Here is a 16133-nt window from a genome sequence, read left to right as displayed (position 1 = left end):
TAGTAGATTGCCAATGAACAATCAGTTTCTTTTAATTGTAGCAGTATGGCTTTCAGCCGCAAGCCCTTCCGTGGCTAATACGGTAAGCCATCTTAACTATGATCGGGTAATCCGCCAGGAGCCCATCAAAGGAGTGGTAGTCGGAGCAGACGGTACCCCTATACCAGGTGCCTCTGTGAAATCCCTTTCCTCTAAAAAGGTGACAACCACCAACGATCGCGGGGAATTCACCCTGCAGGCAGCCGAAGGCGAAAAATTAGTCATTTCCTCTATTGGTTTCACACAGCAGGAAGTGGCAGCCAGCGGTTCATTTATGCGTATCACACTGGCAGCGAGCAGCAGCCAGCTGGGAGAAGTTGTAGTAGTAGGTTACGGTAGCCAGACCAAAGCCGACGTTACAGGTGCATTGACTCAGCTGAAAGCTGATAACATAAAGCAGGGTGTCAACGTTTCTGTTGATAACATGCTTCAGGGTAAAGTATCCGGTGTGCGCATCGCCCAGTCCAGCGGTGAGCCCGGCGCCGGTGTAGATGTGTTCATCCGTGGTGTCGGTTCTATCCGTAGTGGTAGTACGCCGCTCTTCGTTGTTGACGGAGTTCCGTTAAGTAACGATAACGTGAGCGCAGGCGGTCCTAACTTCGGTTTGGGTAGCTCTGAACCTAAAAATCCGCTGAACTTCCTGAACACCAGCGATATTGAAACCATCACCATCCTGAAAGATGCTTCCGCAGCAGCTATCTATGGTGCAAGAGGTTCTAACGGTGTTGTACTGATCACCACCAAACGTGGTAGCAAAGGTGCTCCTACCTTAACTTATGATACCTATATCGGTACTTCTTCTGTTATCAAAAAGCTGGACGTGCTTTCTGCCGCAGAGTACCGTAAGGCTATTAAAGATCCTGCCTACGATCACGGTGGTAACACAGACTGGCAGGATGTAATCTACCGTAACGCATTTGTACAGAACCACAACCTGTCTTTTGCTAAAACTTCCAATACCGGTAGCTTCCTCGCATCAGTGTCTCACATGGACCAGGATGGTATCGTGGAAACCAGCACTTTCAAAAGAACAACTGCAAGACTGAATGCGGAAGAAGGATTTTTCGACGACAAACGTCTGACCGTTAAGATGAACCTGACAGCCAGCAACATCGACGAAACTGGTATCCCTAACGGTAATACCGCAGGTTCCGATGGTCAGCTGATCATTCATGCTTTAATGGCGAACCCTACACGTTCAGTGTACGATTCTACCGGCAAATACACCAATTTCAACATGAACGCCCACTACAACCCGGCGTATCTGTTGAGCATCTATAAAGATAAGACCAACACCTTCCGCGTACTGGGTAACGTTGAAGCCGCGTTTAGAATTTTACCAGGCCTGAACTACCGTATTAACTATGGTATCGACAAGTCTACCTCTGAGCGTAACTCTACTATCTATCCTAACGTTACAGACAGAACGCCGCAGGGTGCTTATGTACAGAACAACCTGTCATCACTCACTACACTGCTGGACCAGTATCTGACATACAACCGTTCTTTCAACAAACACCAGTTTGAATTAATGGGTGGTTTCTCTTACCAGAAGTTCCAGTTTGCAGGAACTGCCTTTGGTACACTGGGTATCACCAAACAGGGCGAAGGTGTGGACCCTGAATACAACCCGGGCTATTCCGGAACGCCAACTACTCCAAGTGGTTATGCACAGGAAAACGAACTGCAATCCTTCTTCGGACGTGTGAACTATAACTATGACAACAAATACCTGGTTACAGCTTCATTACGTGCGGATGGTTCCACTCGTTTCGGTGAGGATAACAAATACGGTTACTTCCCGTCATTTGCATTGGGCTGGACCCTTTCCCGTGAAGACTTCCTGAAAGACATCAGCGCTATCCAGGACCTGAAACTCCGCGCCAGCTGGGGCCAGACCGGTAACCAGGAAGTGACTAACAAGATCACCCAGGCGAGCTACGCACTGTCGCCATCTGCAGGTTATTACCTGTATGACGACCATACAGTTGTCAATGGTGTGCTTGTAAACCGTACCGCTAACCCGGGCCTGAAATGGGAGATGGTAGAACAATACAACATCGGTGTTGACTTTGATCTCTGGAAAGGTAAGTTATACGGTTCATTGGAATATTATAACAAGACCACTAAAGATCCTATCCTGAATATTCCTTCCGGTCCACTGAGCCCTACAACTACTATCTGGAAGAACGTAGATGCGCAGATCGTGAACAAAGGTTTCGAATTCATGCTGGGAACCACGCTGATCCGCACAAAGGATTTCAGCTGGTCACTGGATGTGAACGGATCTACACTGTCTAACAAGATCAAAGACCTGCCGGTTTCTGAACTGTACTCAGGTAGCATCTCCGGTCCGGGTCTTTCCGGTGTGAATGCCAACATCTATAAGAGTGGCTATGAAGCAGGATCTTTCTTCATGCTGAAACACCTGGGCTACGACAAAGATGGTAAGGACATTTTCCAGGATATCACCCACGACGGTGTGATCAACTCCAGCGACAGGCAGATCTTCGAGGGAGCTATTCCTAACTTCAACTTTGGTATCAACAGCCAGCTGCGTTACAAGGCATTTGACCTCGGCTTCTCCTTTATCGGACAAACCGGCGGATACCTGGTGAACAACACCGCACTGGATCTGAACATCAACAGCCTTGCATCTGACCGTAATGTACTTGCGAAATATTACGAAGATGGTGCAAACGTTGCCAACCCGGTACAGTTATCTTCCTTATACCTGGAAAAATCTGACTTCATCCGTTTAAGCAACCTGCGCCTGGGTTATACATTGAAGCTGGCTAAAGAGGCATGGCTGAGATCATTGAACATATATGTAAGCGCCCAGAACCTGATGACCATCACTGGTTACTCCGGTTATGATCCATTGGTGAATACTACCAAAATAGTTGGTGGAAACCAGTCCCTGGGTGTTGACTATGCCACCTATCCGGCAGCAAAAACATTCCTGTTAGGTGCAACCGTTAAATTTTAGAGATTATGAGAAAGAAATTACAACTGCATAAATTAGCTTGTATAGCACTCACTGTAACCATGGTGGGATGTACCGACCTGAAGGAACAAGTGATCGACGAGGTATTAGGATCCAACAATTCAAATCCTGAAAACGCGCTGGCTGCAGCATATGGACAAATGGGTGATGCTACCTTTGTAGATCATACCAACGTGTTCGGATTGCAGGAATATTCAACCGATGAAGCGCTGCTGCCTACCCGTGGTAGCGACTGGGGGGATAATGGTGTTTACCGTGCTATTCACGAGTTTACCTGGGGGCCTGATAACTCTCTGGTGACTAACACATGGAACAACCTGAACGCAGGTATTACCAAATCGCTGACTGCTATCAGCACAATCAACGGCAAAGCCGATTTTACCAACAAGAAGCTGTTCCTTGCCGAGGCAAGAGCCCTGCTGGCGTTTTATACCTACCATACACTGGATCTTTACGGACAGGCGCCATACAGAGATCCATATAACGCAAATGCACAGGTGGAGGTAAGAAAGGCAGCTACCGCCATCGATGATCTGATCAAAGAGATGGAAACCATCCTGCCTGACCTGGCTAACCTGAAGGAACAATCCACACACAACGGACGTTTCACCAAGCAGGCAGCTTATGGTCTGTTGGCTGACATGTACATGAACCGTGCGGTGTTCAAAGACCGTTATGCGACCGGTGGTTTTAACTTCAAGGAAGCAGCGGTTGACAACAATGGCACTGATATGGATAAGGTGATCTATTACACTACACAGATCATCAACAATTCACAGTTCCAGCTTGAAAGTAACTATTTCAAAAACTTTGACATAGACAACAACGGCAGGTCTGAACTGGTTTTCGTAGTATCTCAGAATATCAATAACCTGCGTGGCAGCGATAACGACTTCGCATACATGCCGATGGAAAGGAACCAGAAACCTTCACCCAATAACAGAGGTACCAATGCCGTTTGTACCACACCTCAGTTCTACCACACCTGGGATAATAATCATGCAGATCCAAGGTTCTCCAGACACTATCAGTATAGCGACGGAACATGGTTTATGAACGATGGTAGCGACACAAGCGTACCTGCATCCAGCAAAGTTGCAAACAGTGGGGGGCTGCCCTGGTTCCACTTCAACCGCGGTTTCCAGGTAGGTCAGCAATATGGACCAAAGCTGGTAAATACCACCAGCTTCGAAATGACAGCTGCTAACCGTATCAAAGTAATAAAGCTCTACTGCGAAAAGAACACGACCTTACCAGTTGACTTTACACCGGAGCTCAATTTTAGCGACCCTGCTCAGTCTCAGTTCAGTCAGGCAGAGATCAACCGTGGTGTGCGTGTATTCAAATTTGAGTTCGATCCTGAAAAGGATAACTCTACCAGCAACGTGGATATTCCACTGGTTCGTCTGGGTGGTATGTACTGTCTGCGTGCAGAAGCTTATTTCCGTAACGGTCAGACAGATCTGGCACTGGCAGATATCAACAAATTGCGTACTACCAGAACCCGTGAGGAACTGTATAACAACGCACCGGGAGTTGCATTGACTGCACTGACAGAACAGACGCTGTACAATGAGATCGCGTTTGAAACGTATTGGGAAATGCAGAGAAGGAAACAGGCAATCCGCTTTGGTAAATTTGAAGCTGCTGATCCTGGTTCCGCTAAGCCTGAATCTAAGCCTTTCCGCAGGATCTATCCAATTCCGCAGTCTACTATGGATGCGACGAAGATCTACCAGCAGAATGATCAATATTAATAGGGACTGACTATAGGAGTTAGTTCAACGTAAAAAGTAAATGGCTCGCGAAAGCGGGTCATTTACTTTTTAGACATTCTGGCAAGTATCTTCTTCGCCCTTGAGATAAATGCCGCGCTCTCATTAGGCAAAGCATCTTCAATAATCATTTTAAGCTCTCCCTGAATATCCGGGTAAATCTTCGAAAGATTCTCCAGTACAGTCAGCGAGAATGCTTTTACGGCCGCTTTCTCTGTCGGATCACTGATGTAGTTGAAGCAATGGTTCATGACCACGCCATGATATTTTTCAGGAATGGGAACCGTCTGTAAGGCCCTGATAGTATTTCTTTTCGCTGCTGATCCTACCGCCGGATTATCCAGGTTATCCAGTAGGACCGGTAAGTGCTTCTTAGCAAGCTCCGGATGGTCCTGCAACACATAACTCAACGGCCATGCCGCCCTTTGCACCACGCGATATTCCTCATTGATGAACAGATCTACCAGCTGGGCAAACCGTTCCGCAGAACCACCGATCCAGCGTACGATCCGCATACAGTTTTCTTTGCTATGTTCTTTCAGTAGTTCGTCACGTAATTTCATATGTTATTGTTGTCGGCACCAAAATAAGCGGGAAGTTAATCATTTGTGGAATGAACAACAATAAAAGGAGATTGCCGCCCGGATAGATAAGGGAGGAAAGCAGCCACTGAAATTATCTACCGGAAAAATTTGACTGTTCAAAAATTAATGGTCAAATTTATGGTTGATAGATAAACCAGGGCACACTCTCCGTGTGTTTTATATACCTGGAAAATTAAAACGTTATGAAGTTCAAAAAAATGAATACCCAAAAGATTACAAGGCCTTTGCTAACAGGTGTTTTAGGCGTTTTTTCAGCACTTTCCTGCCTGGGGCAGGAACATATGCCTGATAAGGGACTGAAAGACTATTACCGGTCTTTTTTCTCTATAGGCGTCTCTGTTTCTCCCCGTGTTTTGAAAGGAGAGGAGGGGCAGCTCATCACCTGCCAGTTTAACAGCGTCACTCCCGAAAACGACATGAAAATGGGTGTCATTCACCCGCGGGAAAACGAATATAATTTCAGGGGAGCTGACTCCATCGTCGCCTTTGCGCTCAGGAATAAGATGAAGATCAGGGGGCATACACTTTGCTGGCATAACCAGGTGCCGGCATGGATCTTCAAAGATGAAAAAGGCGATACAGTATCCAAAGAAATACTATTGCAACGCTTAAAGGATCATATTACCACAGTAGTAACCAGATACAAGGGAAAGGTGTATGCCTGGGATGTAGTGAATGAAGTCATCAGTGATAAAAAAGAAGAGTTTTACCGCAACTCTGCATGGCTGAGTATATGTGGCCCGGAATTTATAGAAAAGGCCTTTCTGTGGGCACATGAAGCAGATCCGCAGGCAGTGCTTTTCTATAACGATTACAACGAGATTAATGCAGTGAAAAGAGCGAAAATCATCCAGATGGTGAAAAGCTTGCGGGCGAAGGGTGTGCCTGTTCAGGCAATCGGGCTGCAAGGACATTGGGCTTTCAATGAGCCAACTGAAGATCAGCTGGAAAAAACCTTTGCCGATTTTGCTGCTTTGAAGATGCCACTACAGGTAACAGAACTGGATATTTCCGTGTATCCCAAAGAACATGAAGCCAGGGAGCGAAGAGCCGGCGATGTGGATACCAGTTATAACAGGGAAAGGGAAAATAGTCAGGCGGAACAATACCGCCGATGCTTTACCATCTTCCGTAAATATAAAAACTCCCTGACCGGTGTGACATTCTGGAATCTATCTGACAAACATAGCTGGCTGGATAATTTCCCCGTACAGGGAAGGAAAGATTATCCTTTATTGTTTGATCGGAATCTCCAGCCCAAAAAAGCATTTAAAGAGGTAGTTGACTTCTAAAAACAAATAAGGCTCGTTAAAGCGAGCCTTATTTACAGGGTTCTTCAGGCAATAAATGCCCGTTGTAGGATAGGTAATTGAACTGATCCCGAAGAATGGCGAACAATATCCGGGAACTAATAAGGTATGGTCTTACCCGGCCGGAAGTACATTCCGGACCGGATAATAGACCACTCACTGTTCAATGGTTGGTTTATAAGACAATCTACTGTATTAACTTCTTCAAAGTAGCTTCCAGGGCTTCGCCTCTCAGGTACTTTGCAACGATCTTTCCATTTGGATCAATCAAAAAATTCATAGGTATAGCATTCACTTCATATAATTTTGCCGCTTCATTGTCCCAGGCTTTCAGATCTGACACCTGTGTCCATGTCAAACCGTCCTTTTCAATAGCAGTAAGCCACTTTTCCCTGTCATCTGCTTTATCCAGGGAAACGCCCAGCACAGTGAAGCCTTTATCTTTATAAGCGTTATAAGCCTTTACTACATTGGGATTCTCTCTTCTGCATGGCCCACACCAGGACGCCCAGAAATCAAGCAACACATATTTCCCTTTGAAATCAGACAGCTTCACCGGTTTACCATTTACGTCAATCTGAGTGAAATCAGGCGCCAGCGCACCTTCCTGTGTTTTCTTTACTTTCAGTATTTTGGCCAGTAGTTCCTCACCCAGGTCAGACTTCCGGATCTTTTCATCCAGCTGCTTGAAGTTCTTCTCTGCTTCTACTGCATCAAATTCAGGCGGTATGGTTGAGTTGAAAGCAACAAGCGCCATATAGCGTGTAGGATTGGCCTTTACATACTTCATCTTCACCGCTAGGATTTCCCGCTGTACAGCATTTGCTCTTTCATCAAGACTGGCCAGGTAGGAGGAATCCTTCTTCTTTTCTTCCGGCTGACTTTTATACTCTTCATTGAGTACGGTGTATTTATCATAGTACGGTTTCAGGATCGCCGTCACTTTCGCATTGTCATCATTGGCAGGAGAGCCTTTGATGACCGCGTTGTGGATAGAGTCTTTTGCAGTAAGGGTAATAGTTTTGTCTTCTATGAAGAATGCAAGCACATCTTCCTTAGGACGCATAACAGGGTTCAGTGGTTCATCATTGTGCTTAACCAGGATATGCGCTTCTTTAGGCGCACCTACTGTTCCGCGGAAAGTGAACTGGCCATTATGGATAATCACTGAATCCATGATACGTTCGCCTTTCACCCTGTAGGTAAGATATGCCTTGGCAGGAGCATTCAATTTACCTACACTAGCTTTTATGGTATAAGACTGCTGTGCGAATGACGACAAAGGAGCGCCCAGAGCAGCCAGCATCAGTATTTTATGTATGTGCATGTTTTCTTGTTTCTATTTGTTAGCTTTTTTGTTTGCAACAGCTGTGGGTTTTAACTGTTGGTTGTAAAGTGCAGGTTGCTCCAGCAGTTGTAATGCTTCGCGGAAACTGGCGTTGCTGCTGTTCAGCACCCGCAGGTAATAGTCGTTACCGGCAAACAGCTGAGAGGCGATATGCGCTTTCATTTCCAGCGACAGCAGACTGAGAGCCCGGTCTTTACTGCCTGTATGCAAAGGCAATCCTGCTTTTTCAGCATCTGTTACCACTTGCTGTATAAGATTGGCAGGAACGGTGTATTCCTTGTTAAAGGCATTAAAGTCCTGGTAGCTTGCCATTAGTTTCGCACGGTTACTATCCAGGTAGTCAAAAGTTGGTTTAGTGATCAACCCGAATTGAGAGATGTACTGTAACCAGCTGTTATATTCCACAGTATCTACCGGGATGTAACGGTCGGGCATAATACCACCACCGCCATATACCGTACGTTTGTTGACGAGCGTAGTATATTTCAGTGAGTCAGGGAAGTGGATCACGTTGGCATCAAGGAGCTCACCACTCGCCAGGCGGGTCTGTGCATTATCATCGTATTTATCACCATGATAGGGCTTTTGTATGGATCGTCCGGACGGCGTATAATAGCGGGCGCCTGTCAGTTCCAGTATAGAGCCATCAAACAGGGGAACAGGGCGTTGCATCAATCCCTTTCCGAAGCTTCTTCTGCCTACGATCACTGCACGGTCCCAGTCCTGCAATGCGCCTGTCAGTATTTCACTGGCAGAGGCAGTGGATTGGTCGATCAGCACTACCAGCTTTCCTTCAGTGAAACTACCGAAGCCACCGGTATAGTAATAGTCTTTGCCCTTATCTCTGGGCATACTATAGAATACCAGCTGATCTTTCTGCAGGAATTCATCGGCCACACCAATAGCAGCTTCCACATATCCACCACCATTACCCTGCAGGTCAAGAATAAGGCTTTGCATGCCCTGGCTTTTCAGCATCTTGATTGCTTTATCTATTTCAGTCCGGGTAGTCTCATTAAAGATGCGGAGGGAAATATAGCCAACTTTATCATTGACCATGTATGCAGTGCTTACCGATTTATCGGCTACCACATCGCGTACTATTTCTTTCGTTAGAGAGTTGCCGGTCGATTTACGGAGCAATACAAGCGAAAGGGAGGTACCTTTTTGCCCGCGAATACTTTTCATGATATCATAGCTGGTCACGCCGGCTACAGGTTTGCCGTCAATGGACAGTATCCTGTCGCCCGCCATCAGGCCTGCTTTCTCTGCCGGACCGTCGTTTATTACCTGCGTAATATATACGCTGTCTTTTTCTGTAATAAACTGGATACCTATCCCTGCAAAGTTGCCTTTCATAGATTCGCGCATCTGCACAGCGTCATCTTTGGCGTAGTAGCGTGAGTGAGGATCCAGCTCGCGCAGCATTCCGGCAATGGCGGCATTCACAAGACGTTCGTCTGTTAAGGAATCTACATAGTTTTCCTGAATGCCTTTAAGCGCCTGCCAGAGTTTTTCCTTGGGATTGACCTGTGCTTTAAGCGGGAATGAAAGGCCTATAAATGCCATCGTAATGATGGAATATCTTTTCAGCAACATGATTATTTCTCTGATTTTAAAAGTTCAATCGCATAGGTCAGTTCATCGGCCAGTTTACTAGGACTACCAGAGTAACCTTCTGATGTATACCGCATGATACCATCTTTCAGAATAACCTTTCTGGGGATGGCAGACGATTGGAAGAAGGGTACGAATGTTTTGAACACTGCATCCTGTCCGCCTGTCTCCTTATTGATACCATCGTGCAGTAAATGAAAGTGGAAGCCCTGCTGTTTAACATAGCCGGTAGATTTCTGCTTATAATCACCAGTTTGCATAGTACCTACCATATACACTTCAACCTGCGGATCATTGGCATATTTATCAACCACCATCTGCATACCGGGGAAAGCGGCGATACATGGTTTGCACCAGGTAGCCCAGAAATCAAGCACCACGATCTTATCACCCCAATCACTTGACCTTACCAGTTTGCCATCAGCATCTTCCAGTGCAAAAGGGACGTATTCTACATTAGTGAGATTTTCTTTTACATGGGCCTTCAGCTCTTCCTGCTCTTTGTCGGAGCGCAATGAAGCGAGATAAGTTTCATATGCTGCGGCGTCCTTGTTTTTGACCCGGTAGCTCTCTTTCAGTTTATCCAGCATTTTAGGCGTCATGGCGTTCGCGCTGACACATTTTTCGAGGAACGGTTGAACAGCAGCCTGATCGCCTGTTTGCAGCAGAATATCCATATGCTTTTCGTTGAGATCAGCAGTGCCATAAGCGCCTTTGGCAGAGAGGTGCTTGAAATACTCTTTTGCCTCAGCATATTTCTTCATATCGTACAGCAGAGAAATATGTGTACCCAGCTGGTTATTCAGTTGTTCATCAGCATTAGCCGCTGCCTGTTCTTTGTTAAATACACCATCATCCTCATAGGAGCCATCTTTCACCTTCGTGATCAGCTCTTTCACAAGAGCAGTAGACACCTGATACAGTGTATCCTGGCCAAGCATCCGGAAAGTATACGCCCGCATAACATTCCAGCGGTATATTTCATTTTCTGTCTTATAATCCAGGGTTTTACAAAAGGCAATCAGTTCCTTAAACTGTTTCGTTTCAAAGTAAGCTGTTCCTAACATACGATGTACGCTGTAATAAATAAATCCCTGCTTATTAGGATGGGTGCGCCATTCATCATACGGGAAGGCTTTGAAGAAATTATTGCTGATGGCTATTATTTCCGCATTGCTTTTTGCTTTATTAAATTGTTGGAAAGCAGTCAGGCGTGCAAATTCACCTTTAGGATATTTGCTGATCAACAGCTGTTCCAGTTCTGTTGCCCGCTTCGCATCCTTCAACTCAAACTGATAGTAACGTTGAATGCCTTCCAGTTCCTGTGGCGTCAGGTCTGTTCTTTTGATAAGTTCCTTTGGGTCAGCATTTTTATATTGCTCGTTTTTCTGGGCGAATACGGAGGTAACGCCAAGCAAAAGGGAGCAGCCAATTAAACTAATTCTTCTCATATCTTTTACGGTTAATGTTTATCGTGCGTTCTGTATGATCTCAGGATTCTGTTCTATGTTTTTCGGGGGAATAGGATACACGTAGCGGTCGCCCGGTACAAGCGTATAAGTATTCCCTTTGAATGTCCTGGTTTCTGTTTCCGCTAAAGCCGGTTCTACACTCAGTCTGCGCTGATCAAACCAACGCAGTCCGGTACCAAACAGTTCTCTTCTTCTTTCATCCAACACTATATGCAGGGCTTCATCAGCAGTAGCTGCGGACAGTGCTACATATGTAGAAGGCGCAAACCGCTTTTGTCTGAGTGCATTTACCAGTGCTATCGCCTCATCTTTCTGCCCGTTTCTTGCCAGTCCTTCTGCCTGTGTCAGCATCATTTCAGGAACCGCTACACCTACGCTTATATTGTCGCCTGCGAAGATCATATCACGGTAGGAACCCCGTCCTGTGAAAGAAGGGAAGAAAGAGCTGCCATTGCGTGTAAATAAAGTATATCGCAGGTCATCCGTAGAAAACTTGTTCACCAGCTCGTCGCTAAGTGAGAGATTAATGTAGCCGGGTTTGGATGCCTGCTTAGCCAGGATGATCTCGGGGTTCAGTAACCGGCGTGGATAGGCAGAACCACCTGGTGTATATTTATTCAGGTCCAGCAGGGTGTTTTGATAGCTTAGCGCTTTGGCTGCATTATCCGCAGCTTCCGCATAACGTTGCATATAGAGGTAAGTCCTTGCCAGCATAGCATAAGCAGCCGCTTTCGCAGGATGCAGGTTGTTGCTGGGCTGGTCTGGCAATACAGGCAATGCCTGTGTCAGGTCCAGCAGGATCTGGTCATATACCTGTTGAACGGATACCCTTGTGAGTTTGGCAAAAAGATCTGGCATCAATAACATCGGTACACCCGGATCTTTAGATGCATTGGCTGCGTTATAAACACGGCCATAGAGATTGATGAGCGTCAGGTAGGCCGTGGCTCTTTGTACCTGTGCCTCCGCATAAACCTTTTGTTTCTCTGCTGTCGTACCGTTCTCACTCTCCATTACATATGCCGTGATCTGGTTACAGGTGTAGATCTGTTTATACAGCTGGTCCCAGCCTGCGTCGCTCTGATCGGAAGTATAGTAGTCGGCCGCCCAGATATATACATTGTCGAACCCGTTCAGCAGTAATCCCTGCAGATTTGTATTGGCATCAAGATTAATATCATCACTTGACACCATTGGCAGACTGGCAGACTGTTCAAACAGGTTGACGTTATTCAGTAGTCGCTGGAAGTCTGACGTGTATTTAAATTCACGTTGGTTGGGTTGCTCCACCTCAACATATTTGCGGCAGGATGTAGTGATCCCGGCGATTACCAACAGTGTTATATAGAGATGTTTAATTGTCATTTTGGTCGATTTTTTCTGGTGTTAGAAAGAGGCATTCAAACTCATGAAATAACTGGTAGCGGGAGGCAGGTTATTGTAGTTAGTACTACTAATGTAACTCGGATCTACACCTGCTTTATTTTTCTTCCAGATGATACCAAGGTTTCTGGCCGACATGCTTAGTCCGAGCGACTTCACCGCCATCCTTGACAATAACTGTGACGGCACCTGGTAGCCCAGTGAGATCTGCTGAAGACGTATATGGCTGCCACTTTGTACAAGCAGATCTGAACTCTTGTAGCGGTTACTGCTATTCGTCGTTACGTTAGGCAAGCCAGGTACATTCGTGAATGCCTCATCGCCTGGTTTGCGCCAGCGCAGCGCCAGATCTCGTTGTGTACCGATAAGGCCCAGATAATTGCTGGTGGAATAATCAGGATAATTCTCGATAGAAAGACGACGGAATACGTGTCCCATTTCATAATTGATACGTACACCGAGAGTAAAAGATTTATACGAGAAATCGTTAAAGAAGCCGCCAAAGTAAGGCGGTGTAGTGCGGCCCATATATACCAGATCTTTCGCAGTTATCTGATTATTTCCCATATCAGCAGTAATGATCTTTCCCTCCTTATCGTATACCTGGGATCTGCCCTTGTTGTCCAGGCCCGCCCAGCGGTAAGCGTACATATAGTCGGTAGGCATGCCTACAATAGGCGTACTGCTGTTCACCGCCATACTGCTGGTAGGAGGGTTGAAACGGGAGTCCGTTACCTCATTGGTGTTGTATGCAAAGTTGAAGGTAGAAGCCCAGCTAAAGTGTTTACTCCGGATGATCTCTCCTCTGATGCCCAGTTCATATCCATGTCCTTTCATGCTGGCTGCATTATACTGCAGACTGGTCCATCCATAGGTACTGTTGATAGGGAATGTCCACAGTATATCGCTGGTCTTCTTCCTGTAGGCATCTGCACTTACTGAGAGGCGGTTGTGGAAGAATCCGAGATCGATGCCCAGGTTCCAGCTTTTTGTCAGTTCCCAGCTTACTTTATCATTGGCAGGAGAGCCAACTTCACCATACGGCTCACGTGTAACCGGATCGAGACCTCTCAGGCTTAATATCGCGGCATTGGTAGCGCTGGTAGGTATTGAACCGCCGGTACCGTATGTGAGACGCAGGTTTAATTTGTTCAGCCAGGTCACATCTTTCATGAAATCTTCTGCCGTAGCGTCCCATTTCAGACCGGCAGACCATAAAGGTCTCGCACGTTTTCCACGGGAAGCGCCTGCGAGGGAGAAATCATCAAAGCGTACACTGGCTGAAGCAATATAGCGGTTGTTCAGCATCGCAAATGCTGCATTACCATAATAGGACAAAAAGCGGTTGATGGATTTTGTGATGCTACCATCAGAAAAGCCCAGCGTAGAAGTCCAGCCATATACCGTCTGATAATAAGCACTGGGGTCCCATGAGGAGGATGAATAAGTATCTTCGTCAAAACCGTAGCGTGTCTGCTGGTAACGGCTGCCCTGATCTTCACGGATCTCAGCGCCGGCCAATGCATTGAGGCTGTATTTATTACCCCATGATTTGTTTACGTTCAGCTGACCGCGTAATCCGTAGTTGAAGGCAGTACGATTGCTGTTGACCATTTTGCCGCCAAAGGGAACACCATATACCAGGCGGCCATTAGAGCCGATAGTGGTACCTGTATTGATAAGCACCCTGGTATCGTAGCTGTTCAATTCCTGCAGGTTGATATCTTCACCTGTGTTACGTTGTAAGATACCGGAAACACTTGCACTGGCCCATTTGGTGAGCTTAGTATTGACCTCTGCGGTAAAGCGGAAGTGGTTTTCTTTTGTATTTGTATTACCATAGTTCAGTTCCTGTAGAGGGCTGTAAGTCCATGGCAGGTATCCTTTGCTCAGGAAGTCGGCGGCCACTTCATCCCGGAAGTCGATAGAGCGGGCGATGAGATTGCCGGCAGCGTCCTGTAGCATTTCATAAGGACGTAGTCCCAGTCTGCTATTGCCGATAGCATTTACAGCGGCGGTATTAGACACGCTGGAGCTATAGCTGTAATTGATACCAGTGTTGACGGTCACTCTGTTGTTAAAGAGTTCATTGCTCATGTTAGCAGTCACAAAATAGCTCTCGCCTTTATTGCTTCTGAACACAGGAACATCTTTGGTATAATTGGTAGAGATATAATAGGTGCTGTTTTGTCCGCCGCCGGAGAAAGACAGGTTATACTGCTGGGAAGTAGCGTGTTGCATGAGCAGATCACGGATCTGTTTGCGATTGTCCAGCTTTCCCAAAGCAGAAAGGGCAGAGTCGCGTTGTTGTGCGGTAGCGGTTCCCCGGTCTGCTTTAAACATCCATTCCAGTGCTTCACTAACTGGCCTGTTCTGGTTAAAGGTCATCCAGCTGTTATCCCAGATAAGTGGATCAGTAAAGTAGCCCAGGTCTTTCATCTCTTTTTCAAGCTCGATATACTGCGGAGTGGTCATCCTGTTAAGGTTATCCAGGTTAGCAGGAGCGGAAGTACTAAGATTGCTGCTGAAATTCAGCTGAGATGAATTCTTCCTGCCTTTCTTGGTAGTGATAACAATCACACCATTGGCTGCTTTAGCGCCCCATATAGACGTAGCAGCAGCGTCTTTTAATATGGTAATTGATTCGATATCTTCCGGGTTATAACGGCTTAATACAGCCCCGCCGGTGGTATTGGCATTGAGTCTGGTGGTAAGGTCCTGTTCTACTGCCGGAAAGCCATCTATTACGATGAGAGGCGTGCTGCCGGTGGTGGCACCCAATGTATTGGTACCGCGGATACTGATCTTGTTATTTCTCTGATCAAACCGTGCGCCGGGTACGAGGCCTTCCAGACGTTCCATCAGGTTGACAGAAGGGACGCTCTTTATATCTTTCTGGGTGATCTGGCCAAATGAACCGGTAGCACGTTCTTTGGGCAGTGTTTGATAACCGGTGGAGACAACATTCACTTCATGCAGCTGATGTAGGTCAGACTGCATTTGTACATTAATAACGTCTTTACCTTCAATGTTCATCTTCACTGGCACCATACCGATAAAGCTAAAGACAAGTGCATCGGTTTTCTCTGTCAGCCTGATGGTATAGCGGCCGTCACTGCTGGAGCTTACGCCCGTTCTGACAGCACGACCTTCCGGGATGACAGTAACGCCTGTCAGCGGACGTCCTTCACTATCGGTGATCGTACCAGTGATTGTCTGCACATACTCGGGTAGCGGCAGATGAAATGTATTATCTTCTGCCGGTGCATCCTGGCTTTGAGACCGCCTGTTATCTTTAATAATCGTATAGTAATTTTCCTGTACGTACAGGAAAAGGAATCCTTTGTTATAGAGTAGTTCTTTGAGTACACTTTCTATCGGTGCGGACTTGGTAAGGGGGCGTTTGAAATTGACGTATACATTGTCCAGTAAATGCTCTTCGTAAGAAAATTTTGTACCGTACACAGCTCTTACTTCGTCAAGCGCAGCTTTCAGTTTTACCTGCTGTTGGGCAAATAAGGTCTGTGCCAGTGTTACACAGAGGAAACACATGACAACTAACATTCTCCTGTTCATG

At 46.4% G+C, this 16133-nt stretch carries 9 protein-coding genes; 3 read left to right on the top strand and 6 right to left on the bottom strand.

The annotated features are described in order from the left end of the window. The first annotated feature begins 13 nt into the window (after positions 1 to 13). Both BLR32_RS11630 and BLR32_RS11625 read left to right on the top strand, forming a co-directional pair. Positions 14 to 3028 carry a SusC/RagA family TonB-linked outer membrane protein gene (locus tag BLR32_RS11630; RefSeq protein WP_089831768.1) on the top strand — a complete coding sequence of 1005 codons (3015 nt, stop codon included), beginning with the start codon at positions 14 to 16 and terminating at the stop codon, positions 3026 to 3028. A gap of 5 nt (positions 3029 to 3033) precedes the next feature. Then, on the top strand, positions 3034 to 4803 hold the full coding sequence (locus BLR32_RS11625) for a RagB/SusD family nutrient uptake outer membrane protein (protein ID WP_089831765.1): 1770 nt from the start codon (positions 3034 to 3036) through the stop codon (positions 4801 to 4803). Positions 4804 to 4865: 62 nt separating this feature from the next. Here BLR32_RS11625 and BLR32_RS11620 read toward each other — a convergent pair whose 3' ends face one another. Then, entirely contained in the window at positions 4866 to 5384 is a 519-nt protein-coding gene (locus tag BLR32_RS11620; protein WP_089831763.1) for a hypothetical protein, read from the bottom strand. Between the two features lie 224 nt (positions 5385 to 5608). Between BLR32_RS11620 and BLR32_RS11615 the strand changes: the two genes are divergently transcribed. Beyond that, on the top strand, positions 5609 to 6718 hold the full coding sequence (locus tag BLR32_RS11615; protein WP_245705403.1) for an endo-1,4-beta-xylanase: 1110 nt from the start codon (positions 5609 to 5611) through the stop codon (positions 6716 to 6718). Between the two features lie 205 nt (positions 6719 to 6923). Here the strand turns inward: BLR32_RS11615 and BLR32_RS11610 are convergent, their stop codons facing one another. The 5 genes from BLR32_RS11610 to BLR32_RS11590 are packed head-to-tail and all read right to left on the bottom strand — an operon-like array spanning position 6924 to position 16132. Beyond that, a complete protein-coding gene (locus tag BLR32_RS11610; RefSeq protein WP_245705402.1) occupies positions 6924 to 8063 on the bottom strand; it encodes a TlpA disulfide reductase family protein in 1140 nt (379 codons plus the stop codon). Positions 8064 to 8075: 12 nt separating this feature from the next. Further along, complete coding sequence (locus BLR32_RS11605) at positions 8076 to 9683, bottom strand: S41 family peptidase (protein WP_089831760.1); 1608 nt, start codon at positions 9681 to 9683, stop codon at positions 8076 to 8078. A gap of 2 nt (positions 9684 to 9685) precedes the next feature. Continuing rightward, positions 9686 to 11152 carry a TlpA disulfide reductase family protein gene (locus BLR32_RS11600; RefSeq protein ID WP_089831758.1) on the bottom strand — a complete coding sequence of 489 codons (1467 nt, stop codon included), beginning with the start codon at positions 11150 to 11152 and terminating at the stop codon, positions 9686 to 9688. Positions 11153 to 11170: 18 nt separating this feature from the next. Beyond that, positions 11171 to 12538 (bottom strand): RagB/SusD family nutrient uptake outer membrane protein, encoded by a 1368-nt coding sequence (locus tag BLR32_RS11595; protein WP_089831756.1) that lies wholly within the window; start codon positions 12536 to 12538, stop codon positions 11171 to 11173. A 21-nt stretch (positions 12539 to 12559) separates the two neighbouring features. Further along, on the bottom strand, positions 12560 to 16132 hold the full coding sequence (locus tag BLR32_RS11590; protein WP_089831755.1) for a SusC/RagA family TonB-linked outer membrane protein: 3573 nt from the start codon (positions 16130 to 16132) through the stop codon (positions 12560 to 12562). Between the last annotated feature and the right edge of the window lies 1 nt (position 16133).

Origin of the sequence: Chitinophaga filiformis, assembly GCF_900102545.1 — a bacterium.
Classification (GTDB): domain Bacteria; phylum Bacteroidota; class Bacteroidia; order Chitinophagales; family Chitinophagaceae; genus Chitinophaga; species Chitinophaga filiformis.
This window is presented reverse-complemented; position numbering and strand designations above follow the sequence as displayed.